Below are 24,053 nucleotides of genomic sequence, written 5' to 3'. Positions count from 1 at the left end.
GTTTGGATTAACTTCTTAATTTGCAATGAAGTTTAACGCTTCTTAGGGATAGTCTCTGCCCCTTAAAATCTCAAACCGACACCACCTTGTACGGAGATAGCTGTACCACCGCTATCACGGTAGGCATCAAAAACAATGATGGCATTGCCAAAAAGGACTGTATTGCTATTTGGGATCATATAATCAACGCCTGGTTGTAAAGCAAAACTAATTTTGTCCCCCACAGGAGAAGAATCACCACCACCAGCCAGCACCAATCCAGCACCCAGATAGGCATCAGCTTGCCAATTGAGGGGAAAATCGTAAGAAACCGTTGGCACAACTGCGGTATTCCGACCAATTAACACTTGAGCGCGGAGTGAAATTGGCGCTTCCAAAAGCTTGTAGCGTCCCGCTATCACCCCCCCCAATTGGATACCATCGGTAATCCCAACAGTAGGGCCGATACCGATATAACTGCCATAAGCTACTTGAGCTTGTGCTGGTTTCGTACTCGCCAGACTCAAAATCAAGCCAGCCCCCAAAACTGAAACCAAATATGGAATATATTTCATAAACCAACTCCTCACACCAATTAGTTATTAGTCATTGGGCATTGAAAAGAGGCAGAGGGGCGGGGTGCGGAGGGGAAAACTCTTCTCCCTGCTCCCTGCTCCCTGCTCCCTTGCTTCTTCCCGGCTCCCTCTGCTCCATTCTACGGGCAACGGGGATGAATGGCTCCTTGAGTACAAAGGTAGGCTAATTGCTTGGCATCTAAATTTTTGGCTTGAGAAAAATCAACGCCTTGAACTACAGCTGATACTGAGCCTAAATCTGGGGTTTGGACAAATTGATCTGCTGGGTCTTGTTTGCTTGGAGCGAGAATTGCTCCCTTAAAATCTGCTCCAGCGACATTCGCCCCCCGTAAATCGGCAAGACTCAGGTCGGCATTTTGCAAGTTAGCGTTTTCCATCTGGGCAGAACGCAAAACAGCACCAGTTAAACGAGTGGCGCTGAGGTTCGCATTGCTGAGATTAGCACGATCCAAATAGGCTCCTGATAAGTCTGCCCCTTGCCAATCAGTGTTAGTTAAGTTGGCAAAGGATAATTGTGTTCCGATCGCAGTGGCGCGACCTAAACGGGCAGAATAAAGATTGGCTTCGTTTAATTTCGCATCACCTAAATCTGCCCCAGTCAAGCTAGCTCTTTCCAAAACTGCGTTTCGCAGATCGGCTCCTACTAGTTGAGTGCTGTTGAGTTTAGCATCATATAGACGTGCGTTAGATAAGTTGGCTCTGTTAAGAGTGGCACGGCTCAAATCGATCCGGTTCATTAAGACGCGACTGAGGTTAGCGTCAGTAAGATTGGCTTGCTGTAATTGAGCTTGGCTTAAATCAGCTATGACATCATCGTAAGTATCCCAGCGTCCATCTTCACCCGCACCCCGGAAGCGGCTACCCTTAAAGCTGGCTTGGTTAAGATTTGTAGATTTAAACTTAACTCCTGATAAATCAAGGTTGTCTAATACCAAGTTGAAGAAGGAACTTCCTGGAGTACCACTTTGACCTAATTGGGTGCTACTCAGGTCTACACCCTCCATTTTCCCGCTGTAAACAGAGAGAATCTTGTTAATCGTTTGCTGGTTTCTTTGGAGCCGCCCTTGCCGTAATTCCCGCTCTTTGGTTGCAGTGCTACCCACAGATTCTAGTTCACCCACTAAAAACTGATTCTTATTTTTTAGTTCTGGGATGGCTTGGGGCCCAACAGTTGTCAAAGCTTGTTGAATTGTATCCAGGAGGCTAGGGTTAGTTTCGCTAACTAATAAATCCGCCAGAAATTTAATGGATTGTGGATCGTTAACACCACCCATAGCCAGAATTGCACTTTGGCGTTGCTCATCAGTCGCCACAGAGTTGGGAGTCAATTGTTTGACGAGTTCGAGGAACTGTTGGCTGTTGATTTGCTTGCTTGCTCGCTGGGATTGTTGAATTTGAATATAAACTTGAGTGCCGATTAAAGTTGCCAACACAGCAGTCATACTCGTCAGCCCTACCCCAAACAAGGTTAGATTGGGATTTTGCTGTATCCGCCGCCAGAGATTAGGTGACTGGTTGGCTTGGACTAGTGCTAATTCTTCATTTCCCTCTTGCCATTCTTCTGCTTCATCATTATCGCCAGTAGACTGATCTTGTCTATTGGTAGCTAAGAGTGCATCTACTGTATAAGTACCCGCAAGTTGATCGTGGAATGCGCGACGCCCCCGACGTGACGGTAAGCCTATCCCTTCACCCACAATCATTAATAAAGACAAAAATGTGAATAATCCTAAATTCGGAAAAGCAAAGCTGTAGCGCCACAACAGATAGGCGATGGAAATGGGTACAGTCCAACGCCCAACTCCTTCTCTGATGACAACTGCCCCTAATCCAGGCGGCTTCCCTTGCTCGTTGATAACCCGCACTTTTAACCAACGTTTCCCAATTGTGCTACCAGTCTTAGCTAGTAAATACAATTGCCACCACGAGAGGGTTACAGGCGCTAACAGGGCGATTGTCCACAAAATATTAGTCGGCCATGCCACGTTACGAATGCCATAACTGACGGGTAGAGCTAGGGGTCTGGCGATCGCTCTTTCTGTGACTACCAGCACGGGGTTAAGCGGTACTCGGTTCAGATCGCTTCTAGAATTGGCATAGACACCAAGACCGAAGGGAATTAACCCACTAGTAACCACTAACGTAATTTCAGCCGCCCAAGCCGCAAAACGCCTACTTGCTAGCAACAACGAATTAGCTCTTTCCGATTTTTTTGACTGACCAGATTGATTACTAGTTCTCCTAACAATTGGTGATGTCATCGTAATAATTCCCTTTGATATTATTTCTACGCCGCGATCGGCACAATTAAAATAGACTCAGCTAATCAACACAGGACTTACGCAAACAATAGCCGAAACCCTTATTTTCAGATAGGGGTAATTCATGAATTGCCCCTACCTCGTGTACTTTTGCGTAAGTCCTACAACAAAAAGAAAAGCATATTGAAATAGGATTCAGGAGTCAGAATGGGCTACGCCCCGCTGCGCTAACTGAATTCTGAAGTAAAACAGGCTTTACACCTAGTTTTGATACTTCGCTCGTATACTTTACTTTCCTTGAAATCCTTGGTATGTCAGGAGCAATTTGTATTCTGGCTCCTGACTCTCATCACTCTGGGTAGAGTACAAAGCAAATACCTATCAACGTTTTATAAGAAGAATTCAGAACTCAGGAGCGGAGCCGGAGACTCCGAAAGCTCCGGTCAGAATTCATACTGAATTCTGTACGAGTGGGTGATAGCGCAGCGTTAGCGAGTATTTTCGAGTCGCGTCTGAAATATTGGCTAAAAGCGAGTGGAATGGTGGGCGAAAAAAATTAAAATATTCTCGCCTTAAAACTCCATCCCTTTATGGGTAGAGTATTCTGTATTCTGACTCCTGTTTTATTGCTTACGTTGAAAGCTACCGGACACAAAAAATTTGTATCCAACATACACTAACACTGCCAAAAGTGCCAGAGTGATTACAGATGCAACTAATTTAAACACTGCTTGTAGCATCGCCAAGCCTACTAGTACCGTCACGCCTGAAACTACAAGCTTTTTAGTCCCAGATAAGTTGTTAAACCAAATCGGAAACCGCTCTAGTTGTAAGTTAAAGTTGGCAAAAATAGACTGAGGCGTTTGTTCTTGTGGTTGTGGAACTACCACAGGTGGCGAATTAATCTCTGCCTCTAGTTTATTGAGGCGACGCTGTAAGTCTTCTTCTGGTTGAGGATTCATCAATCTTTTTTACCTCAGCTAGTATACTTATTTAACAATAGACCAACCAAATTCTATTTTTGGTGGCAATATGGTTCAGTTCAGAGTAATGAGTGATGAGTAATGAGTAATGAGTAAAAATATCAGTCCCCAGTCCCCAATGCCCAGGCATTAGCTTTTGGCGATCGCTCGATTTGCATTTATATCACAAAATCGTGTTTCTTCCCTCTGACTTGTAAAGCGATCGATGAAGGGTTCTACGGTTGGCTAATTCTTTACCTTTGCGGCCGAGTTGTTCACGTAGTTGCTGGTCTTTGCACAACTGATTAAAAGCTTGAAAAACTTCATAGCCAGAATTTGGATTAACCAGTATGCCGTTCTCTTCATGCTGAACTGTGTCTAGAACACCGCCTAAACGAGAGGCAATTATGGGCTTACCGAAGTAACTTGCTTCTAAATAAACCATACCGAAACCTTCCATATTATTAGGTGTAGCCTTAGCCTCCGATAAAGTCAGCATGGCAAATATGTCACAGGCTGCATAATAACCGACTAATTCTCGCTCTGGCTGATATCCGGCAAAGTGTACGCGTTTATCTACTCGCAAACGATGCGCCAGAGATTTCAATGCCGATTCACTTTGGCCTTGACCGCAGACTATATAATGGACATCAAACCCAAAAGTTAGCAATAGTGGAATGTTCTCAATTATTCGGTCGAAACCTTTTGGTTTTATGAGCCTGCCAATGGAGAGAATAACTATTGCTGTTTCGGGAATGTTGTACATCTGACGCACGCGAACACGTAAATCATCAAGGCTACTGGGACTCGCGACATTATTACCAAATTTTTCTGGTCTGATTACTGGGTTAATAACGTGGGTAGGAGTATCTAATCGGAAAGCAGTTCTGAGGTAGTCTCTTGTATAAGAACTGTTGCAAACAATGCCTTCGGCGCGTTTGAGTGTTAGTTTAAATAGCGATCGCAGCACAGGATTGTGTAAAGTACAGAGAAAATCGTTGCCGTGCAGATAGATAAAAAAGCGAATAGGTAACAAATAGCTCAATAGCAACAGTGAAGGAAAATCATAGCCGTGGCCCCACTCTATATAACGATAGTGATAGCGAAAATAGAGTTTAATTGCCAGAACAAATGAGCAGACAATATTGACCAAAGGCTTCAGTACACTTTCCACACAGCTACTACGCCAGTATGTAGGATGATACCAGCGATACACAGGAAACTGTTGACCTCGATCAAAGACTCGATCTCCTGAGCAACTAGCCGCCAGCACAATAACTCGTTCTGGATCTTGGAGACAGCGATTGTAAATATATTCCCCAATTACAGCTTCTTTCGGCAGGAAGATCCGGCTTATGACTAGGATATCTGGGTATGCAGCTTTGTCTCTGATTTCGGCTGTTAGTTGAGAAATATGTTCCATAAGAAATTTGATGACTATATTTCAAAATTTCAAATAAATTTTAATTTATTTACAATTAAGATTATTTTCAAAGCCATAATTATTATTTTATTTCTTTCAAAACGAATTTGTAGACAAATTTGCAGCCTATTTTAAAAGATTACTCAGGAAGATTATTTTTTTATGGTGTTGATTTTATTTTTATTGCCCAATTCTCAAATATTGAGATTTTCTGTACATGATGAACAGTAAATAAAATCTAGCACTTGTAGCCAAATTGCTCAGTAAACAACTGTTGCGGAAATTACGAAATTTAGCTACTGGGTTAGAGAGACGCGATAAATCGCCGTCTCTACAAGGAATTTATCCATCAATTATTTATTGACAGACTACTACGTTCAATATAGTATCTTAAATTCTCTAAACTGTTGTGCCAAAATGCCAAAAATTCGCATAAGTACTTCATCGCTATTTGATGTCTAGCTTAGTTGAATGATGGGCATCATAGACATTTGCAAGCCTGCTTTGTATACGTAAATATTAAGTACACGGATGTAGTAAATAATATTTATTATTTTAAAATACCATCCCACCTTGTAACAAAACAAGTCAGTTCAGGAGTCGTGAATAATAAGTAAGAAATAATACTGATATGAATCTTCCACTCAACAGTGGCTCAACGCCTCATTACCGTCAACAGAATATTAAAATAATTACTAAAAATAATTACTAAAAATTACAATCGTCTGTATAATTTAAAACTGTATTCATCAAAGTGCTAGTCCAAGACATAGCAAATAATTGCCCGTAGGCGTAGCCTGTCGTAGACATCGCAAATTTCTCTGATGATGAACATATCTTCAGGTACGGTTCCCCAGTCGAGAAATCCCCCCTGCGATCGCTGTTTACCCAAGATAAGACGCGGTAGATTGAATATGTAGCTTCTAAAAGAGAATGCTACGTAAATGCGACAAACTCTCTTGCTTGTTACGGGCTGGCGTTAGCGGCATACCGCGACACTGCTCCCAAATATAGGGAGAAATCAGAAATAATAATTCCGTTTTTCAAGCGATTGTCTTATGCGTAAAAAACTACAACAAACCATCAAACCGCTGTTAAAAACCTTCTTAGCCCTAACCCTGGTGTTAGCTTTGGCTCTTGGTCACGCTGACGGAGCATTAGCAGCCCGCAGTGGCGGTCGCATCGGTGGCGGCTCCTTTAGAATGCCTTCTAGCAGCCGCACCTATACACCACGCACTTATGCACCTCCTGGTGGGGGCGGCTACTATCCTGGTGGTGGTTTTGGTGGTGGCTTTGGCTTTCCCTTCTTACTTCCGCTCTGGGGTTTTGGCGGAGGATTTGGTGGTATATTTACCATCTTAATTTTCTTGGCGATCGCTAATTTCTTATTGCAAACTTTCCGCCGCGTCTCTAGCGGTGAAACTCCAGAAGCAGATTACAGCAGTAGCTCTCCTGTTTCGGTAACTCGTTTGCAAGTAGGTTTGTTAGCTCAAGCCCGTGAATTGCAAAATGAACTCAACCACATTGCTGAGACTGCTGATACTAACACCTCAGAGGGTAGAGCGGAAATTCTCCAAGAAGCCAGCCTAGCCTTACTCCGCCATCCAGAATACTTTGTGTATGCAGGTGGTGGTACTCAACAAGCCAGTTTAAATTCAGCTGAAAGTCAGTTTAATCGGCTGTCACTGGCAGAACGCAGCAAGTTTAGCGAAGAAACTCTTTCTAATGTCAACAACCAGCTAAAAGCAGCCCTTGCCAAAGATGCTTTACCTGCGACTGGTGAACTCGACAACCCCACCCGCCTATTTACTGAAGGTCCTGGTGAATATATTATCGTCACCTTGCTGGCGGCGACACTAGGTAAGTTTGAAATCCCTACGGCGATTAACAGTGCTGACGATTTGCGTCAAGCTTTGCGGCAAATTGGTAGTATCCCTAGCGACAAGCTTCTGGCAATTGAAGTTCTTTGGACTCCCCAAGCTGAAAATGATACTCTGACATCTGATGAGGTGTTGGCAAATTATCCTGATTTGAGACTTGTTTAATTTCTAAAAATTTTGCACTTTAGCGCCAATAAAAAGTTACCTTTTGAGGGCAATAACTAGAAAACTGCTTGTCAATGACAGGCAGTTTTTTTGTAACTATACCAATTATTTTTTGTCTTATTACCCTCTCTTTTTTTTGCATTTTACATCAACATGGCAAAGATGCAATTTTGTTTGCATCTTTGCGTGAAAAGATACTAGATTAAGCTATTTACTCCAAGTTATCAAACATACTTTGATTCTCGAACGCGAAATAATATAATTTTCATGAAACACTAGGTTCATCAGCAGTTTTAATTTCTCGCAAAATTCGTTCGACTTGGTTAACTTTTTCACCTCTATTCTGTTCTTTGAAAATATTTAAAGCTTTTTCTAAAGAAGATAGCGCCTCATCTTTTTTATTTGTTTGCCACATTGCCAGTGCAAAATTAGTCAGTGCCTCGCCATAATTAGGATTAATTTCCAGAGCTTTTTTATATTCAGTAATGGCTTCTTGCCAGCGACTTTGGCTAGCGTAAGCCATACCGATCGCATTGTAAGCTAGAGCATATTTTGGTTGGAGGCGAATGGCTTCTCGATAAACGCTAATTGCTTCTTCTGATTTTTTTTGCTGAAAAAGCGCATTTCCCAGTTGGAAGTGTCCAAAGGCATCTTCTGGGAATTTTTTAATGAATTTACGTAAATTTTCTTCTGCGTCCTTGAAGTCTCCCTGATTATATAAAGTATTAGCTTGTTGTAGCAGCTGCGATCGCTGTGGTGAATCTGCACCTGAAAATTGTGCTAGTTTTTGTGGTTCTTTATATGTATCCTGTTCTGGCATATGCAACGAAACTCTTGCAGGAACCGCCAAAGCTAATGGTGATATCCCCATTACAGCGAGAATACTCAGCATCATGCAGCTAAAAGGTTGAACAAATGCTGATTTTAGTTTGTTCTTCAGCTTCATCGCCCTCAACGCCTCGATAATGTTCTTATCTCCATAATAAAATGTGGCGCGCTAGCATGTAACGCACTACAACTGAAATGAGCCGTTAGAAATTGCGTCTACACAAGCACAACCAACCTCTGTGGGGTTTCAAAGCTTCAATTCTTAGTCTGCACAGGCGGACGACAGTTTGTATAACTACGAATTTTATTCGCTTTGGCTCTAAGCGCGATCGCCTGTACACTGACAATGGAAATCGTAATTTAGAATTTTACTGCACTAGCAGCTAGCTCTGATTCAGGCAGAAAAGCTAAAACAATATCTGCTGGAGAAACACCCATCGCTATCAAATCTTGGGTTATGCCGTGTTCTATGCCGTCATATTCAATATAAACCTTACCATTTTGTAGCGTGACATAAATTAGATTTCCTCGGACTCGCCGTCCTCTATCCCAACCCACTTGCATCAAAGCATACCTATCGTGCGTTTCATCAAAAATTGGGTCAAGTCGAATATCTCCATGCGAGGGACGAAGTTTAGAATATTGTATAATTATCTGCTTGATTATTTTCCGATAGGTCGTAGTGGTATCCATTGTATTACCTCTATTGTTTTTAAATTGATGATGATTAATTTCAGTGGCATTTCTGTAATTACTAGTTCGCCAATTGGTTCATTGAAAATATTGCTATAGATAGTATCTGTAATTGCCAAATATAGTTCTCGCTCTGGTTCTATTCTACTGAGTAAAAGCTGATAGAGTGTATACTGTCCAAGCGCTTGTTCTAAATCAGCAATAACAGATTGACCCCGAAAATCTTTAATTTCAATTGCGATTCGCTGATTTTGTTTTGTTGCACCGATAAAACTTCCTTGAGCTTGGTTAAATGTTGATGCTAAATTAGCAGCCAAATCTATAAATAAGAATCTTTCCCCGTAAGAAATAACATACGGATCGTCAGTTATTTTCCAACCATCTTTAATAATTGCTTGCTTGACTATATTGTGAATACTATCTCTTGCTGGCATTATTGATACTAGGATGTCTTTGATAGCGATGTATAATGCACCATGTTTTGAGCGTCATAGAAAGGCATCTCCAATATAGGAAATGCCAATCCAAAATCTAAAATTTCTATGCGCCTTCCCGTAACTTATCCAACACACCACGATCTTCCAATGTGGAAGTATCACCAGATACCTCTTGTCCTGCGGCTAGATTCCGCAGCAAGCGCCGCATAATCTTACCCGATCGCGTTTTGGGTAAAGCGTCTGTAAAGCGAATTTCTCCCGGACGTGCGATCGCACCTATTTCTTTGACAACGTGCAGTTTGAGTTCTTTAATCAGTTCTTCACTTCCTTGATAAGTGCCTTCTAGAGTCACAAAAGCAACTACTTCTTCGCCCTTAAGTTCGTCAGGTTTACCCACTACCGCCGCTTCTGCAACCGCTGGATGCGAAACTAAGGCTGATTCTACTTCCATTGTACCGAGCCGATGCCCTGAGACATTCAGTACATCATCCACACGACCCATTATCCAGAAGTAGCCGTCTTCATCAACTCTCGCGCCATCACCAGCAAAGTAAATATAGTTACCGTCTTTAGGCGGAATGTGTTCCCAATAGGTGCGGCGGAAGCGTTCTGGATCGCCGTAGACTGTCCGCATCATTCCTGGCCAAGGATGTCGCACCGCCAGATAACCGCCTTCATTATTGGGTACGGTGTTTCCTTCTAAATCTACGACATCTGCAATAATTCCAGGGAAGGGAAGAGTTGCGGAACCGGGTTTGGTGGGAATTGCCCCTGGTAGTGATGTAATCATGATACCGCCTGTCTCTGTTTGCCACCAAGTATCCACAATTGGACAGCGATCGCCACCAATGACTTTGTGATACCACATCCAAGCTTCGGGGTTAATTGGTTCGCCAACGGTTCCCAACAGACGCAATGAAGACAAGTTTCGCGCATTCGGATGTTGTTCACCCATCTTAATAAATGCCCGAATTGCCGTAGGTGCAGTATAAAAAATATTAACGCCGTATTTTTCAATTACATCCCAGAAGCAGCCAGGATGTGAAGCACGGGGCGCACCTTCATACATCACCGTGGTTGCACCGTTGGAAAGCGGGCCATAGACAATGTAGCTGTGCCCCGTAATCCAACCTACATCAGCAGTACACCAATATACATCGGTGTCTTGCAGGTCGAATATCCATTTGGTGGTAATATGGCTATACAAATTATAACCAGCAGTTGTATGCACTACACCCTTAGGTTTGCCGGTGCTGCCAGAAGTGTAGAGGACAAACAGCATATCTTCACTGTCCATCGGTTCGGCGGGACAATCTGCTGATGCACCTTTTTGCAAATCATGCCACCAATGATCGCGTCCACCCAACTGCATATAAGTTTCTTGTCCGGTGCGCTTGACAACTAGGACGTTTTCGACACTGGGAACAGCACCATCAGTTAAGGCTTTATCGACCTGTTCTTTGAGAGGAACGATCGCATCTTTGCGCCAACCACCATCAGCCGTAACTACTAGTTTAGCTTGAACATCAATTAAGCGATCGCGCAAAGCTTCGGCACTAAAACCACCAAATACCACACTATGAGGTGCGCCAATTCTGGCACAGGCTAACATTGCGATCGCCGCTTCGGGAATCATCGGCATATAGATACCAACGCGATCGCCTTTTTGTACACCCAGTTGCTTCAATACATTGGCGAACTGGCAAACTTCCCGGTGCAGTTGGGAGTATGTAAGAGTACGCGAATCACCTGGTTCTCCTTCCCAAATCAGTGCGGCTTTATTTTTGCGCCAAGTAGTGAGATGTCTGTCAAGACAGTTGTAAGAAATGTTAATCTTACCACCGACAAACCACTTAGCAAAAGGTGGTTGCCAGTCTAGTACTGTATCCCATTTTTGGAACCATTCTAATTCCGTTCCAGCCAAATCTGCCCAAAATTGCTGCGGATCGGCTTTAGCTTTAGCGTAGAGACGCTGATAGTCAGCCAGGCTTTTGATATGAGCGTTCTGCGAGAATTCCGAGGCAGGATGAAAGAGGCGATTCTCTTGTAGGATTGATTCTATGGTTGGTTGAGACATGGTTACATTTGCGATCGCTATTGTTACTAAAAACTATTCTTAGCTCAGTTGTGCTATACAGGGTTTAGATTTTCGTTAAGCTGGGTGGAAATTGCCGAGTTATTTAGTTTACATTCATTTTCATCTACCAAAAGCAAGCGTTTAAGAAATGTAAAGAGGTTAGATGGCAACCTATCTACCGCGAATGTTGGAAGATGTAAATAGTCTTGACAAACAAAGCCTGAAATTATGACGCTCACTGTTGAAGCTAGTAGCCTATCTCTCAACGATGTTCATCGGTTGCTCAAACTAGAAAAGCTTTCAAGTGGTTCATTTACAGATTTCTTAACTTTAGAACCACTCTCTGAGTTTGAACAGCAGGATTTATTGCGAATCAGAAGCGAGTTTGAACGTTATCTAAGCGTAGGTAAAATATCTGAAGGTTTGGTTAAATTTATAACCATCGCGCCACTAATGCGGTTAGCAGGATTTTACGATGTGCCGATTCGGTTGACAATGGAAGATAGCATTGCGATCGCAGTCGAAGATGAAGATAGAAGAATTACTGGGCGGATGGATATTTTAGCAATCAACAATCCTCAGAGTATGATTGCGCCGCCTTTTTGGGTTGTAGTGATTGAAACGAAAAATAGTGCGGTTGAAGTAGGTGAGGGTTTACCTCAATTACTCACTTATGCTTTTAAGAGTTTAGACCAACAACCATCAGTTTGGGGTTTGGTAACTAACGGACTGCGTTATCAATTTGTTTATTTAAGAGATGAACAGCAGCCAACTTATCAGTTGATGCCATTATTAAGTCTGAATGAATCTCCCGGTGCAATCGAGTTATTACAAGTTTTCAAAGCTATCTGTAAGTTACCGACTTTTCAGTAAAATGAACCGAAATTGCGGAGCGATCGCTGATGTCTGAACCTGCTACCCTAGAAATCATCTCTGATAATATTTCAGAAGAGGAAGTGGTTTTTCCTTCTGGGGATATACTGAGTGACGAACCACCCTTGGAAAGTGACCTACACCGAGAACAAATCGATTTGCTGATTCACCTACTTAAATTGTGGTGGCGAGAACGGCAAGATTTTTATGCTTCTGGTAACTTGACAATTTACTATAGTCCTAACCAAAAAAAATCAGAACATTTCCGTGGCCCGGACTTTTTTGTAGTTTTAGGAACCCAAAAAAAAGACCGTAAGAGTTGGGTAGTTTGGCAAGAAGACGGCAAATATCCAAATCTGATTGTGGAAATTTTGTCAAGTTCAACGACAGCAGTCGATAAAGGTTTAAAAAAACAAGTTTACCAAGATACCTTCCGTACACCAGATTATTTCTGGTTTGACCCTGTAACAACCGAACTTCAGGGATTTCATTTAGTTGATGGTAAGTATCAAGAAATCCAAGTAACCACTGATGGACGTTTGTGGAGTCAGCAGTTAGAACTTTATTTGGGAGTTTATGAAGGTAAATTAAGATTCTTCACTACTGAAAATCAATTAATACTATCATCAGAGGAATTGGCTGAACAAGAACGTTTACGTGCCCAAAAGGCAGAAAAGCGTGCCCAAAGAGCAGAGCAAGAAATTGCTCGACTGCGGGAGGTTTTACGTACACAGGGCATCGACCTAGAGAATATTTAATGACATTAGGAAATTAACTAAAGACATTTTGGGTTAAGATTTAGTTGAAAGTGTGTAAAAAAAGAGTTATCTTCTGAAAGTAGGGCATCGTTTGCAAGCACAAGAGATTAAGGATAAGCTAAAGTCCCTTATCGAGCAAGCCTCCTCGGTAGATCATAATTTAGCGAGAAGATTAGATGAAATCAATCGTTGGGTAAAGAACATTAAACCAGGTTCCTTGACTGCAAAACCCTTTGTCATTGCCTTTCTGCTAGAGGTTATTACAGATTCTACAATATGGCTGATAATCAAATCATTACCTTTAGAAGAACAAAAAGCAAAGTTCGAGTTAATGACACCGATCGAGAGATATTGGTATGGTTATCTCTTTCCCAGATGGATCAATGCAAGTGACTCCAAGTTTTATATTTGGAAACAAAAATTGATGGCAGGCGAATTTAATCAGGTCGATAATGATATTATTAGATCAATAGCCGAAGATATAGTTCAGCGAGAAGGTAGTTTTTGGCAGCGTTATATTGCCGACCTTTCGATGGCAACAGATTTGATTGTTAGTCGTAATAATCAACCACTGTGCATTCAAGTTACAAGTGTTAGTGAAGAACTTAATCACCAAAAGTACGAAGCTTGGCAAAATACACTGCGATCGTGGGAAATCGAAAGAGGGTTGTTCTTAAGCTACAACCCCAAGGATGCTAATTTTGTAAACCAGTTAGTCAACGTGGCCCTGTATAACAGTGATTACCTTTCTGGTGGCAAATATTTAAAATTTTCGTGAAATTTCAGGAATTTGATATTTCAGATTTGTGTTCTAGCCTACATACTTACGTGCTAATTAGAGCTTTTATGGCTAACAAAAGAGAAACTCACTGCAACAATCAAGTAGATACATTTGCTGAAGCTTTAGCAACAGCGCGACAAATGCAGCAGAACTGGTTAACTTATGGGGTTGATTTTGTCAATATTTACGTTGAAGATGTGGATGGAGACTGGCTAGAAACGTGGGGACATGACGAAATATTGGGTAATTTTCAATTAGATACGATCAAAGAATTTTTGGTAAGTAATGATAGTGTAGCAGTGAAAGTAAGACAGCACTTAGGAGAGCGATCGCTGTTTGATTTTGCAGTAAATTTAGAAGAATCTTGGAGAATTTCTGAAAACCATGACAGGTTAACTGCTGTGAGGCACTTGTTAATTAGTGAAGAAAATAGTGTTGATACAGATTTAGCAAATAGTTTGCTGGTAAAGTTGGCAGATATTCTGTGAGATTTTTAGTTGCGTAGTGGTAGAGTAAATTGTGAACTCAAGGGTTTTCATGTTTTATTTTGGTTGCGATTGAGTAGGATATAGGCGATCGCTTTTCCAGATAAGCTTTAATAATCTTTGAGATGTGCAATCTTTATCACTGTTAGTAGTAAGGGTTGATCCTGAATTTGATAAATAATGCGGTATTGACCCAAACGAACCTTATACAACCGTTCAGTATCCTTCAATGGATGAGCATCTTCTGGACGTGGATTTAATGATAGTTCCTCTAACTTTTGTGCTAGTCGTTGCTGCACCTCTGAGTCCAATTCTGTAATTTTCTGCACAGTTGAAGGTGCTAATGCTACTTGGTAGCTCATATCCCTAGCTCCATTTTAATGTCTTCAAAGGTTATTGTCCCCAGCCCTGCAATTTCCTCTAGTGCTGTAAAAGCATCTCTTACATCAGCCTCATCTAACCTTGCTTCAATTAGCTCATACATCTGCTCTGTTGAGGTAATTTCAATTCCTGGTTCTTCTATAAGTTTATTTGTTAATGCATAAAAAGCTTCTTGCTCGTCTCGATGTTCCAACACATAAGCTCTTAACTCTTGTTTGGTCATCCCTTGAAAATTTGCCTTAGTCATAAATATCTTACCCTCCCATTTGGTAATATTTCTATTTCAAAGCTTTGTCCAGCCAAAATATAAATGCGTTTTGTACGTTCATCTAATCTGACCAAGTAAATTGGTAGGTACCCTATCTATTTCTTCACGGGATTTAAAAACCTGTTTGCAGGTGCGTTTGTTGCGAAGCTATGCACCAGAACAGGTTTATTTAATTGAGGATAAACAATCAGAAAGTGAACCAGTTTACAGCTTACGTCTCCGAGAACCTATAGGAGAACGCCTGTATGCAGAGCATCTGCCAATACGGATAGCTGAAGAAGTTCTTACGGATAAAGAATTAAAGCAATTCAAAAAGATATAACCAAGATAAACAAGAGGGGTGCAGCGTGGAAATTGCAAAACTTTGGAACATTATTTGGCATAACGAATTTTTTCATTGGGCAGTTGCTTTTGTGTTGATAGTCGCCATTATTATCGAGCTTTATACATTATGGCAGTATTGGCTCTCAGAGTGTGGCACAACTGAAGCCGCGATTAAATTTTTGAATAATTTTAAAAAGGGTAAAAATGTAAAGCTTTCAAACAAAGTTCGCTCCTGGTTAAAAGATCATCTAGGAACTGATGACTCTAATAAATTCAGACAACAAGATCGTAACTTCATACTTATAAAGTATCCATCTGTCTTAGCCCACCCAATACCTCGTAGTTCCCTACGCTTCGTGACAACCTTGTGTACTGCCATTGGTCTTTTAGGAACCTTTTACGGTATACAACAGGGACTCCAAGGAATCAATTTATCTACAGAAGATACCAAGGAACTGATAACTGCTAGTAAAGAGCTACTGGTGGGAATGAAAACAGCTTTCTCTACTTCCATGATGGGGCTTGGTTCTGGTAGCTTGTTTACTCTAGTTTTGTTTGCATGTGATTCGTTACGTCAGAAACGACGTGATAGTTTGCGTCAGAAATTGAAGGCGATCGCAACTTTGAAAACAACAGACAATAACAACGGTGATCTAGTTGAGGCATTTATCCGTGTAGGAGATAAGTTGTCAGGGTTAAACCAACTCAGTGCTGAAGCCATTGGTAAATCTGTGGGTAAGAACATAGCAGAACAATTTGCCGGGTTAAATCAACTCAGTGCTGAAGCCGTTGGTAAATCTGTAGGTAAGAACATAGCAGAACAATTTGCCGGGTTAAATCAATTATCAGCCCAAGCGATTGGTCTAGCCGTGCGTCAGCAGATATTTCCAGCCTTAGAAGCAATTTTCAAAGAGCAGAAATAACTCCGAGAACTTCAAGAAAACCAGGGACAGAGAGTTTTAGAAGAACTCATTAAGGATATGCGAGTTCAGGTACTTGAACCAATTGCAGATCGACTAGATAAAAGTGCAGAGTTAACCCAACAAGCTTCCGAAGCTGTGCTGACTCTGCATAGAGAATTGGGTGGTATATCTCAAAGTTTGGCAAGTTCCATCCTGACAATTCAGAACTTTCAAAAAGAAACTTTGGTAGAACTCAAAGTATTCGCTAACCATCTGGGAGACACTCTCAATCAATTCCAAACAGATACAAGAGGTGTTTTACAACAAACAGCAGACGAAATTAATCGAGCGGTAGACCAAAGTATCCAAGGAATGACAGTCCAGAGAAGTGCTTTTAAAGCAAGTGCAGTAGAAGCTGCTGTTACCTTCCGAGGAATACGAGAGGAACTGCAAACAGCGCTACAAGAACGCGCAACAGTAGAACAGCAGATGCTTCAAGGATTTGCTAACAATATGGGGCAAACTTTGAGTCAATTCCAAACTGAAACTACGGGAGTTATACAACAAACAGCCCACGAAATTAATCGAGGTGTAGTTAAGAGTATCGAGGGAATGACAGCACAGCGAAGTGCTTTTGAAGCAAGTGCAGTGCAAGCTGCTGCTACCTTCCGAGGAATTCGAGAGGAACTGCAAACAGCGCTACAAGAACGCGCAATAGTAGAACAGCAGATGCTTCAAGCTACTCGCACTGGAATTATCCAAATTCTCACCCAAGCAAATAAAACCTTTCATGAGCAAACTAATACTCTAAAAGCAGTGGGCGATCAAGCTTCTGGATTGATGAATGATGCGAAGGATAATCTTCTCGCTACCTTAGGCAATATCGACGCAACCCTCACAGCCACCCGCCAAACAGTAGAGGAAGATTTGACCAGATTTAGGCAAGAATATCAAACAAATTTACAAATGTTTTTCCAAGAACAAAACAACTTACTTGAGGGGACACTAGGCAAACAACAGGAAGGATTATCTGGGGTTGTGAACAATCTCGATCAAGTCTTCAGAGAGGAATTTGAAAGACGTAGTAAATTGACTCAAGAAGTAGACGGAAGTATGACAAAAATTCAGACATCTGTCGAACAAATTAACAAATTAGTTATTGCGGCTGGATTAAACGATTCACAACGACTAATACAACTAGCAAATCTTACTACTGATATTGCCAAGCAAGTAAACATAGTTGACAATTCATACAGAAATTTGAATGAAAAATTTGACAATAGCCTTCACTCTTGGCAGAGTCATCTTGAAGTTTCTATGCAAAGGACTGTTGACTCACAGCAAAGCTTTTTCCAACAAGCAGATACTTCTATGGCTAGAGTTTGCGGAGGTTTACTAGAGACAGCAAGAGTTTTAGTTGCTGCCCATGATAACCGCCAGTTTGGTAATGGTGGAAGTAATCATGGATGATTTTATCAGAGGTGAAATTAATGCAGAGATTGTAGAGGATGATGACTCTAGTATCTATCTATCTATTGCCGATATGATGTCTAGTTTACTTATGTTTTTTGCATTGCTATTTATCACTACACTACTCCAGCTTGCACAAAAAGATGCACCAAAACGGGTAGTAATTGGTAATGTTGTCGGACAAATGAAAAGCAACAATATCAATGTTAAAGTCAACCCAGAAACCGGGGATATCAGTATCCAAGAATCAATCCTTTTTGCCAAGGGAAGTACAGAACTTAAACCAGAAGGTAAAGCCTTCCTACGCAGCTTTATTCCTGTTTACAGTGGTGTTATTTTCTCTAAACCAGAATTTGAGAAGGAAATTAGCCGCGTAGTTATAGAAGGTCATACTAGCTCAGATGGAGACAATAAAACCAATCTACAACTAAGCTTGTTGCGATCAGCATCAGTTTACAACTACATTTTTTATGATATGAATTTTCCTACCAAAGCACCTTTAAGCCAGAAAATATTAGCTGCTGGTCGTGGAGAAATTGAATCTGACAAGAAACGTGATAATCCAAGCGATCGCAAAGTAGTTTTCCGCTTTCAGTTTCGTAGTGATGAGTTAAAGAAAGATATCGTAAAAACCTCTCTTTAAAGGAGCTAAAACATTGGATAATCAGTTTTCCATTCCTTCCCTACCTGAAACTCCTCAGTGTAGGCCTAATCAACTTATTCGGCTTGCAAGTAACTTACCAGATGTAACAATATCAATACCAAGTGTTGATAAAGTATTGGAAGCTATTGAACAGGGTAAAGCTGATCAAGTAAGTAAGTTGGACTGGATTTACTGCATCCATGCTAAAGGACAGTGGGATCAGCAAAATCTTGACCGATGCAGGAAAACATCAGCAGCCATTTGGAAGGTAGCAATTTCTAACTCATGGTTGCAACATCAGCTATTGTGGCGTTTAGCTCTTTATTATGGTGATTGGCAAGAACAGGTGTTAGCACAGTCTTTAGCTGAATCTTTTGATATCTTTGCTAATTCTGACTTAGTTAGTCACCTGCTACCAGTTCAAATTATTCGGGCGTTTCGGAGTACACAAGCAGGTAGAGAATTAACGAAAATTGCTTGTGAACAGCGTATTAATGGAACTGAATTGCTAGACAACATCCGAGAATATTTACCTGTTTGGATTCCAATATTCAGCAATTTTATAGAAGAGATATCTCCCTATTTTACTACAATTCGCTCTCCAAATCAGCAGCAAGTAAGATGGCTGTTAAGTTGTTTGGATGTAATGTCAGATAGTCAGCAAATAAAGGCTGTTAATCATTTACTAACTAATGTTTCCAATGATATAGCTAGTAATCATTCTTTACTGGTTGATTGGTTGAGAGATAACTATAGAAATGGTGAAAAGTGGTATAAACTTTCAGATCCAGCAAGGCAAAGACTTCGAGAGTGGATTGGAGGTATCAATTATGCTGATTTCCAAAAGTTAGTAAATCTCATATTGAACAAGCTCGATTTGCAAAACTTCGAGTCAAATCGGCTATGTAGTCGCAGAGATTTTTGGGCTAGTTACAGTAACCGCTTTGAACGGCTTCGCATCTTGTTACCTACGACATCACAAATTGCCATAGGGTATCAAATCCAAGGTGATGTTGATCTATTAGAAGATGATGCTAGCGACCCGACAGAGGTTTGTATATTTGATTTTGGCGAGTGGTTTGTAGTCGAATTCTTTCGTGGAAGAGGTAGTGAGACCCGCCTGTTTATGAAAAACTCCAGAAATCAGCAAATCCTTTTTGGTGAATCTACACTTTCAGTCAAACGCATTCGCTGTCTGGGTGGTGATAAGCATGATCATGAATTTCTTTGGCAATTTTTTTGCCGCCAATGGCTTGCAAATAAGGGAATTAACCCAAATCCAGGTATTGAACCATACAGAAACCCGACAGCAGATCAATTACAACAGCGAGAAAACAGGCTTGGGCGGTGGAAAAGAGAAATTCAATATCTGGAACGGCAATATCAAGTTTACGTGTGATATTAGGAATTTCAATAGAGACTACTGATGCACAATAATGGGTCTCGACTTATTTCAATATAAGAATGCTTGTTATTATCTTTGAGTGCTTAGATTTAACTGTGACTTTGATCGTATCATAATACAGTTCAGCAAAAAAATCATAGGTTGGATTGAAGAACGAAACCCAACACTCCAATGAATGTTGGGTAACACTTATGCTCAACCTTATCTACGCAGGTTAAGCTTTTTATGGCTAACACCAAGCGTATTGCAACAGTAATTAGGTTTGACTAGTAGTTTCTTCCATTTTTTTTCTGAGACTAAGAGGCCTCATATCAGTCCAAACTTCCTTAATATATTCAAGACACTCTTGCTTGAAACCACTTTTGCCTACATCTTTCCAACCAAGAGGGTTATCTCTGTCGGTAGGCCAAATAGAGTATTGTTCTTCGTGATTGACTACGACTTTATAAAGTGTAGTATCTTCTTTTTCTTGTTGATACATTTGTTTCTCCAGTCAATTAATAATGGTTAGTAAAAGTTGTAAGGCTATATCACAATACGCTTGGCTTTATTGAAAAATTGTCGGTTGGGTGAAGCAAAGCGCAATCCAACAAAGCTCTGGAGATGTTGGATTTTATTTCTCAATCCAACCTACACAACTTAAGATTTTTGACACTAACCCAAGTGTATTGGATTATATAATGTCCGACTTAATACTTATGTCATTGCGAGCGGAGCATTTCAATCGCAAGGGTTTCGGACTTTTTACATTTTGTTATATAGCCAGGTTTATTCGTGCTTACCTACTTATATCTATTGACTTCTTGATGCTTCTACCTTCACAGGCTCGTAAACAGGAACCTCAAATAGAAGAATATTTTTACAAAAGTCTATCCATTCGGGAGTTATATTGTCAAAAATTAGATTTTCATCTTTGAAAATCCCATCTGTGATTATATAGTTGTCTTGTAAATATAGAAAATCATCATCAGTTAGCACCCTCTTAACTTCAACTTCCTTACCATCTACTTCTTGCTTTTCTTTCCTCGTATTTTCGGAATTCTCAGTCCATTGGTTAAAATGACGTAATTTTTGAAGTGAGTATGCTTTGCAGTATTTTCCCATTGTTGCCATAGTGTTACCTCATTTAAATTGATTGATTCTTGACTAAACGGCTTACGCGATACTGTTTTACTACTTCTAACTCCATCTCTTTTGCTGAGTTCAATGCACTCATAACCTCACCACAGGCTTCAACTCTGGCTTCATAGACACCTGATGTACTGCTATCAGGGGCGACATAATTAATACAAATTTCTGCCCAATTAGCATCCTGTCCTTCAGCAACTTCTTCTATAGCTAGCACTTTTCCTGCTTTTAAATAATCAAGCCAATTCCAGCCAGACTGCATCCAAATTTCGCGCTCAACAATTTGCTCAAATTTGCTTAAACCTGTCCATCCTCGGTAGTATTGACGCAAACCGGAGACTGAACCATTTCGATTGACCAGTAAATCCAATACATCTGCCTCTAAGTGTCCCCATAAGCACCCTTGGGGTAAATCAACTAATGTAGGAGCAAACTGATGACCGCCAAAGTGACTTGTTTGCCATACTCTTAACTTTCCGTGGGAAACAGGAGCATATTCCTTACGTAATCGACGATATATAGGAGTACCAAATCTGCCACAAGTAAGGTCTACTTGAGCATGGGTGCAAACCATTAGTTCGCGAATATGGCTCGTTTCTTGTTGATATTGCTGAAATTGCGATAAATCGTTTGGTTCTTGCATTAACTGCTTGAATATTGCAGTTACTAAAGCAGCAGCTTCGCTTTCTGGAACAAGAAATTCGTGTTTCTCAAACTGAGAAAACAGCTTTGCAGGACGATAGTAGTACAAAACACGGGTTAAGCCAGGATGAGAGTACTCTCGGTCAGGAGCAATTAGCATTGGTTTCAACTTGACTCCATGCTTAAAAATTAACTCCTCGAATAAACCCATCAATGAACTGAGAGTTGGATTTTCCTCATAGATTTCTTGCGACCAAGGTTGGGGAATTTCTATAATCAACCAATGGTCACAATTACCGGCTGTGCCAATTGGGTCTTCTCCATTACCTTTAGAAACCAATGAGCAAAAACGACAGTCTGTTGTGAGGAGTTTATGAGTATGTTGAGTTTGCATAATATATTTTTACTATAGGAATCCGATTTTATTCCTGAACTTAGTTGCGTAGGCAGGGAACAGGGATGAGTTTTTTCAAAAATCAAATACGATTCCTATAGCTTATTCACTATTAGTTAATATTTGTTTTAACTCCCTCAATGATGCAGAATTCACTTCTTGTTAGGATAATTTTAGTGAGTTTGAACCCAGCAGATTCAAACAAGTTTTGGAATTCGCCTTCAGTACGCTCGCGTCCCCCAGAACACATCACTAACATGTGGACATCTGCTAACTTGTTAAAAGAAAACTCGTTTCCAGAAGGTACTACGCTTTCAATCACTAACAATCGCCCTTGTTCTTTCATGGCTTGATAACACCGCTTAAGAATGGAGATTGCTTGCTCATCATCCCAGAGATGAAGAACTTTCCTGAGTAGATAAGCATCTCCTCCTTCTGGAATCGCCTCAAAACAGCTACCCCCGATCAGTTCACAGCGATCGCTAACAGATACTAATTCATCCAAATCCTGAGCTTGGTCAATCACTTTTGGGAGGTCGAACAACACTCCTTTCATCGTGGGGTTAGCTTCGAGGACATCAGCAAGCAACTGACCTGTGCCACCACCAACATCAACTAGCTTGCTAATTAATGAAAAATCATAAGCCTCTAAGTATGAAGCAGATTCTTCTTTTGGCATATAAACATTAGCATGGGCATGAAACAATTCTCTAGCAACAGAATTTTGCTCAAAGTACTCAAACAAATCCATGCCATACAAATGTTCAAAGGCAGATTCTCCCGTCTGCACGCTATACATTAAATTTTCCCAGGCTTTATAGTAATATTCTTCACCCCGGATGATTGCTGTACTCCTGATTGAGCCTGGAACATTGCTCCGCAGAGAATCTGCTAGTGGAGTCAGTTCAAAACATCGAGGTCGTGTCTCCGCAAAAATTCCGATCGCAGCCAGAAATCTTAAGACTCGATAAAGCGGATCGCTGTGGGTATTTGTCGCAGCAGCTAAAGTATCGCAGTGCTGAGAACCATCTTCGAGCAAATCGGCAATGCCAAGTTTTGCAATCACATAGATACACCGCGAAACTCGGTAGGCATCTATCCATTGATCCACATCTAATGGAGACTGAACTGTGCTAGGTTTAAACTCTGATAAAACCATAATCTTTTCTAAATTCCTTTCAAACTTTTTAGAATCATTGCATCAGAACTACGGTCTGTCATAACTTAAAAAAGTTGCAGCAGTATTAATTAATAGCTGTTTTAACTCCCTCAATGATGCATAAATCAGTTTTTGTTGTGATAATTTTAGTGAGTTTGAACCCAGCAGATTCAAACAGTTTTTGAAACTCGCCTTCAGTACGCTCGCGTCCACCAGGGCACATTACTAACATGTGGACATCTTCTAACTTGTTTATAGAAAACTCATTTCCAGGGGGTACTACGTTTTCAATCACTAACAATCGCCCTTGTTCTTTCATGGCTTGATAACACCGCTTAAGAATGGAGATTGCTTGCTCATCATCCCAGAGATGAAGAACTTTCCTGAGTAGATAAGCATCTCCTCCTTCTGGAATCGCCTCAAAACAGCTACCCCCGATCAGTTCACAGCGATCGCTAACAGATACTAATTCATCCAAATCCTGAGCTTGGTCAATCACTTTTGGGAGGTCGAACAACACTCCTTTCATCGTGGGGTTAGCTTCGAGGACATCAGCAAGCAACTGACCTGTGCCACCACCAACATCAACTAGCTTGCTAATTAATGAAAAATCATAAGCCTCTAAGTATGAAGCAGATTCTTCTTTTGGCATATAAACATTAGCATGGGCATGAAACAATTCTCTAGCAACAGAATTTTGCTCAAAGTACTCAAACAAATCCATGCCATACAAATGTTCAAAGGCAGATTCTCCCGTCTGCACGCTATACATTAAATTTTCCCAGGCTTTATAGTAATATTCTTCACCCCGGATGATTGCTGTACTCCTGATTGAGCCTGGAACATTGCTCCGCAGAGAATCTGCTAGTGGAGTCAGTTCAAAACATCGAGGTCGTGTCTCCGCAAAAATTCCGATCGCAGCCAGAAATCTTAAGACTCGATAAAGCGGATCGCTGTGGGTATTTGTCGCAGCAGCTAAAGTATCGCAGTGCTGAGAACCATCTTCGAGCAAATCGGCAATGCCAAGTTTTGCAATCACATAGATACACCGCGAAACTCGGTAGGCATCTATCCATTGATCCACATCTAATGGAGACTGAACTGTGCTAGGTTTAAACTCTGATAAAACCATAATCTTT

Annotated in this window: 25 protein-coding genes; 10 read left to right on the top strand and 15 right to left on the bottom strand. The window is 40.9% G+C overall.

What is annotated here, in order from left to right:
• Window positions 1-62 precede the first annotated feature (62 nt).
• The 4 genes from HWQ39_RS06705 to HWQ39_RS06690 form a co-directional block, all read right to left on the bottom strand.
• On the bottom strand, window positions 63-554 hold the full coding sequence (locus HWQ39_RS06705; RefSeq protein ID WP_292842861.1) for a hypothetical protein: 492 nt from the start codon (window positions 552-554) through the stop codon (window positions 63-65).
• 140 nt (window positions 555-694) lie between these two features.
• Window positions 695-2,836 (bottom strand): pentapeptide repeat-containing protein, encoded by a 2,142-nt coding sequence (locus HWQ39_RS06700; protein ID WP_292842859.1) that lies wholly within the window; start codon window positions 2,834-2,836, stop codon window positions 695-697.
• Between the two features lie 623 nt (window positions 2,837-3,459).
• Window positions 3,460-3,798, bottom strand: coding sequence for a hypothetical protein (locus HWQ39_RS06695; RefSeq protein WP_292842857.1), 339 nt, complete (start codon window positions 3,796-3,798; stop codon window positions 3,460-3,462).
• Window positions 3,799-3,982: 184 nt separating this feature from the next.
• Window positions 3,983-5,221, bottom strand: coding sequence for a glycosyltransferase family 4 protein (locus HWQ39_RS06690; protein WP_292842855.1), 1,239 nt, complete (start codon window positions 5,219-5,221; stop codon window positions 3,983-3,985).
• A gap of 1,058 nt (window positions 5,222-6,279) precedes the next feature.
• Between HWQ39_RS06690 and HWQ39_RS06685 the strand changes: the two genes are divergently transcribed.
• Complete coding sequence (locus HWQ39_RS06685; RefSeq protein WP_292842853.1) at window positions 6,280-7,266, top strand: DUF1517 domain-containing protein; 987 nt, start codon at window positions 6,280-6,282, stop codon at window positions 7,264-7,266.
• 265 nt (window positions 7,267-7,531) lie between these two features.
• Here the strand turns inward: HWQ39_RS06685 and HWQ39_RS06680 are convergent, their stop codons facing one another.
• The 4 genes from HWQ39_RS06680 to acs all read right to left on the bottom strand — a co-directional run bounded on the left by HWQ39_RS06680 (window position 7,532) and on the right by acs (window position 11,301).
• A complete protein-coding gene (locus HWQ39_RS06680; protein ID WP_292842851.1) occupies window positions 7,532-8,212 on the bottom strand; it encodes a tetratricopeptide repeat protein in 681 nt (226 codons plus the stop codon).
• A gap of 242 nt (window positions 8,213-8,454) precedes the next feature.
• Window positions 8,455-8,787 (bottom strand): XisI protein, encoded by a 333-nt coding sequence (locus tag HWQ39_RS06675; protein ID WP_292842849.1) that lies wholly within the window; start codon window positions 8,785-8,787, stop codon window positions 8,455-8,457.
• Window positions 8,757-9,221 (bottom strand): XisH family protein, encoded by a 465-nt coding sequence (locus tag HWQ39_RS06670; protein ID WP_292842847.1) that lies wholly within the window; start codon window positions 9,219-9,221, stop codon window positions 8,757-8,759. Before HWQ39_RS06670 ends, HWQ39_RS06675 begins: the two co-directional genes overlap by 31 nt.
• A gap of 106 nt (window positions 9,222-9,327) precedes the next feature.
• The gene (gene acs / locus HWQ39_RS06665; RefSeq protein ID WP_292842845.1) at window positions 9,328-11,301 is read right to left on the bottom strand and encodes an acetate--CoA ligase; all 1,974 of its coding nucleotides are present in this window, start codon (window positions 11,299-11,301) and stop codon (window positions 9,328-9,330) included.
• A 228-nt stretch (window positions 11,302-11,529) separates the two neighbouring features.
• Here acs and HWQ39_RS06660 point away from each other — a divergent pair, with 228 nt between their 5' ends.
• The 4 genes from HWQ39_RS06660 to HWQ39_RS06645 all read left to right on the top strand — a co-directional run bounded on the left by HWQ39_RS06660 (window position 11,530) and on the right by HWQ39_RS06645 (window position 14,201).
• Window positions 11,530-12,174, top strand: a complete 645-nt coding sequence (locus HWQ39_RS06660) for a restriction endonuclease subunit R (RefSeq protein WP_292842843.1) — start codon at window positions 11,530-11,532, stop codon at window positions 12,172-12,174.
• Between the two features lie 29 nt (window positions 12,175-12,203).
• Window positions 12,204-12,932 carry a Uma2 family endonuclease gene (locus HWQ39_RS06655; RefSeq protein ID WP_292842841.1) on the top strand — a complete coding sequence of 243 codons (729 nt, stop codon included), beginning with the start codon at window positions 12,204-12,206 and terminating at the stop codon, window positions 12,930-12,932.
• 91 nt (window positions 12,933-13,023) lie between these two features.
• The gene (locus HWQ39_RS06650) at window positions 13,024-13,710 is read left to right on the top strand and encodes a hypothetical protein (protein ID WP_292842839.1); all 687 of its coding nucleotides are present in this window, start codon (window positions 13,024-13,026) and stop codon (window positions 13,708-13,710) included.
• Window positions 13,711-13,778: 68 nt separating this feature from the next.
• Window positions 13,779-14,201 carry a hypothetical protein gene (locus HWQ39_RS06645; RefSeq protein WP_292842837.1) on the top strand — a complete coding sequence of 141 codons (423 nt, stop codon included), beginning with the start codon at window positions 13,779-13,781 and terminating at the stop codon, window positions 14,199-14,201.
• A gap of 107 nt (window positions 14,202-14,308) precedes the next feature.
• Here the strand turns inward: HWQ39_RS06645 and HWQ39_RS06640 are convergent, their stop codons facing one another.
• Window positions 14,309-14,560, bottom strand: a complete 252-nt coding sequence (locus HWQ39_RS06640) for a type II toxin-antitoxin system RelE/ParE family toxin (protein WP_292842835.1) — start codon at window positions 14,558-14,560, stop codon at window positions 14,309-14,311.
• A complete protein-coding gene (locus HWQ39_RS06635) occupies window positions 14,557-14,826 on the bottom strand; it encodes a hypothetical protein (RefSeq protein WP_292842833.1) in 270 nt (89 codons plus the stop codon). The genes HWQ39_RS06640 and HWQ39_RS06635 overlap by 4 nt, the downstream gene beginning before the upstream one ends.
• Window positions 14,827-14,926: 100 nt before the next feature.
• On the opposite strand from HWQ39_RS06635, the gene HWQ39_RS06630 reads away from it, so the two are divergent.
• Genes HWQ39_RS06630 through HWQ39_RS06610 form a run of 5 tightly spaced genes read left to right on the top strand, consistent with a single transcriptional unit; the run spans window position 14,927 to window position 19,585 of the window.
• Entirely contained in the window at window positions 14,927-15,169 is a 243-nt protein-coding gene (locus HWQ39_RS06630; protein WP_292842831.1) for a hypothetical protein, read from the top strand.
• Between the two features lie 25 nt (window positions 15,170-15,194).
• Window positions 15,195-16,094 (top strand): MotA/TolQ/ExbB proton channel family protein, encoded by a 900-nt coding sequence (locus tag HWQ39_RS06625; RefSeq protein WP_292842829.1) that lies wholly within the window; start codon window positions 15,195-15,197, stop codon window positions 16,092-16,094.
• Between the two features lie 57 nt (window positions 16,095-16,151).
• Window positions 16,152-17,543 carry a hypothetical protein gene (locus HWQ39_RS06620; RefSeq protein ID WP_292842827.1) on the top strand — a complete coding sequence of 464 codons (1,392 nt, stop codon included), beginning with the start codon at window positions 16,152-16,154 and terminating at the stop codon, window positions 17,541-17,543.
• Window positions 17,521-18,186: an OmpA family protein gene (locus tag HWQ39_RS06615; protein ID WP_292842825.1), complete on the top strand. Its 666-nt coding sequence runs from the start codon at window positions 17,521-17,523 to the stop codon at window positions 18,184-18,186. Before HWQ39_RS06620 ends, HWQ39_RS06615 begins: the two co-directional genes overlap by 23 nt.
• A 13-nt stretch (window positions 18,187-18,199) precedes the next feature.
• Entirely contained in the window at window positions 18,200-19,585 is a 1,386-nt protein-coding gene (locus tag HWQ39_RS06610; protein ID WP_292842823.1) for an EH signature domain-containing protein, read from the top strand.
• 262 nt (window positions 19,586-19,847) lie between these two features.
• On the opposite strand, the gene HWQ39_RS06605 is transcribed toward HWQ39_RS06610, so the two are convergent.
• The 5 genes from HWQ39_RS06605 to HWQ39_RS06585 all read right to left on the bottom strand — a co-directional run.
• Window positions 19,848-20,072, bottom strand: a complete 225-nt coding sequence (locus HWQ39_RS06605; RefSeq protein ID WP_292842821.1) for an MbtH family protein — start codon at window positions 20,070-20,072, stop codon at window positions 19,848-19,850.
• A 311-nt stretch (window positions 20,073-20,383) separates the two neighbouring features.
• Window positions 20,384-20,704 (bottom strand): hypothetical protein, encoded by a 321-nt coding sequence (locus tag HWQ39_RS06600; RefSeq protein WP_292842819.1) that lies wholly within the window; start codon window positions 20,702-20,704, stop codon window positions 20,384-20,386.
• Window positions 20,705-20,717: 13 nt separating this feature from the next.
• The gene (locus HWQ39_RS06595; RefSeq protein WP_292842817.1) at window positions 20,718-21,755 is read right to left on the bottom strand and encodes a sucrase ferredoxin; all 1,038 of its coding nucleotides are present in this window, start codon (window positions 21,753-21,755) and stop codon (window positions 20,718-20,720) included.
• 112 nt (window positions 21,756-21,867) lie between these two features.
• Complete coding sequence (locus tag HWQ39_RS06590; RefSeq protein WP_292842815.1) at window positions 21,868-22,914, bottom strand: methyltransferase; 1,047 nt, start codon at window positions 22,912-22,914, stop codon at window positions 21,868-21,870.
• 85 nt (window positions 22,915-22,999) lie between these two features.
• On the bottom strand, window positions 23,000-24,053 hold a 1,054-nt coding region (locus tag HWQ39_RS06585), incomplete at its 5' end, for a methyltransferase (protein ID WP_292842813.1).

The organism is Nostoc sp. NMS8 (assembly GCF_017115045.1).
Classification (GTDB): domain Bacteria; phylum Cyanobacteriota; class Cyanobacteriia; order Cyanobacteriales; family Nostocaceae; genus Nostoc.
The sequence above is the reverse complement of the archived record's forward strand: the minus strand, read 5'-3'. Positions and strand labels throughout refer to the sequence as shown.

Coding starts and splice junctions, on each gene's coding strand:
- HWQ39_RS06705 (WP_292842861.1), bottom strand. CDS start 554: ATGAAATATATTCCATATTTGGTTTCAGTTTTGGGGGCTGGCTTGATT.
- HWQ39_RS06700 (WP_292842859.1), bottom strand. CDS start 2,836: ATGACATCACCAATTGTTAGGAGAACTAGTAATCAATCTGGTCAGTCA.
- HWQ39_RS06695 (WP_292842857.1), bottom strand. CDS start 3,798: ATGAATCCTCAACCAGAAGAAGACTTACAGCGTCGCCTCAATAAACTA.
- HWQ39_RS06690 (WP_292842855.1), bottom strand. CDS start 5,221: ATGGAACATATTTCTCAACTAACAGCCGAAATCAGAGACAAAGCTGCA.
- HWQ39_RS06685 (WP_292842853.1), top strand. CDS start 6,280: ATGCGTAAAAAACTACAACAAACCATCAAACCGCTGTTAAAAACCTTC.
- HWQ39_RS06680 (WP_292842851.1), bottom strand. CDS start 8,212: ATGAAGCTGAAGAACAAACTAAAATCAGCATTTGTTCAACCTTTTAGC.
- HWQ39_RS06675 (WP_292842849.1), bottom strand. CDS start 8,787: ATGGATACCACTACGACCTATCGGAAAATAATCAAGCAGATAATTATA.
- HWQ39_RS06670 (WP_292842847.1), bottom strand. CDS start 9,221: ATGCCAGCAAGAGATAGTATTCACAATATAGTCAAGCAAGCAATTATT.
- acs (WP_292842845.1), bottom strand. CDS start 11,301: ATGTCTCAACCAACCATAGAATCAATCCTACAAGAGAATCGCCTCTTT.
- HWQ39_RS06660 (WP_292842843.1), top strand. CDS start 11,530: ATGACGCTCACTGTTGAAGCTAGTAGCCTATCTCTCAACGATGTTCAT.
- HWQ39_RS06655 (WP_292842841.1), top strand. CDS start 12,204: ATGTCTGAACCTGCTACCCTAGAAATCATCTCTGATAATATTTCAGAA.
- HWQ39_RS06645 (WP_292842837.1), top strand. CDS start 13,779: ATGGCTAACAAAAGAGAAACTCACTGCAACAATCAAGTAGATACATTT.
- HWQ39_RS06640 (WP_292842835.1), bottom strand. CDS start 14,560: ATGAGCTACCAAGTAGCATTAGCACCTTCAACTGTGCAGAAAATTACA.
- HWQ39_RS06635 (WP_292842833.1), bottom strand. CDS start 14,826: ATGACTAAGGCAAATTTTCAAGGGATGACCAAACAAGAGTTAAGAGCT.
- HWQ39_RS06620 (WP_292842827.1), top strand. CDS start 16,152: ATGCGAGTTCAGGTACTTGAACCAATTGCAGATCGACTAGATAAAAGT.
- HWQ39_RS06615 (WP_292842825.1), top strand. CDS start 17,521: ATGGTGGAAGTAATCATGGATGATTTTATCAGAGGTGAAATTAATGCA.
- HWQ39_RS06605 (WP_292842821.1), bottom strand. CDS start 20,072: ATGTATCAACAAGAAAAAGAAGATACTACACTTTATAAAGTCGTAGTC.
- HWQ39_RS06600 (WP_292842819.1), bottom strand. CDS start 20,704: ATGGCAACAATGGGAAAATACTGCAAAGCATACTCACTTCAAAAATTA.
- HWQ39_RS06595 (WP_292842817.1), bottom strand. CDS start 21,755: ATGCAAACTCAACATACTCATAAACTCCTCACAACAGACTGTCGTTTT.
- HWQ39_RS06590 (WP_292842815.1), bottom strand. CDS start 22,914: ATGGTTTTATCAGAGTTTAAACCTAGCACAGTTCAGTCTCCATTAGAT.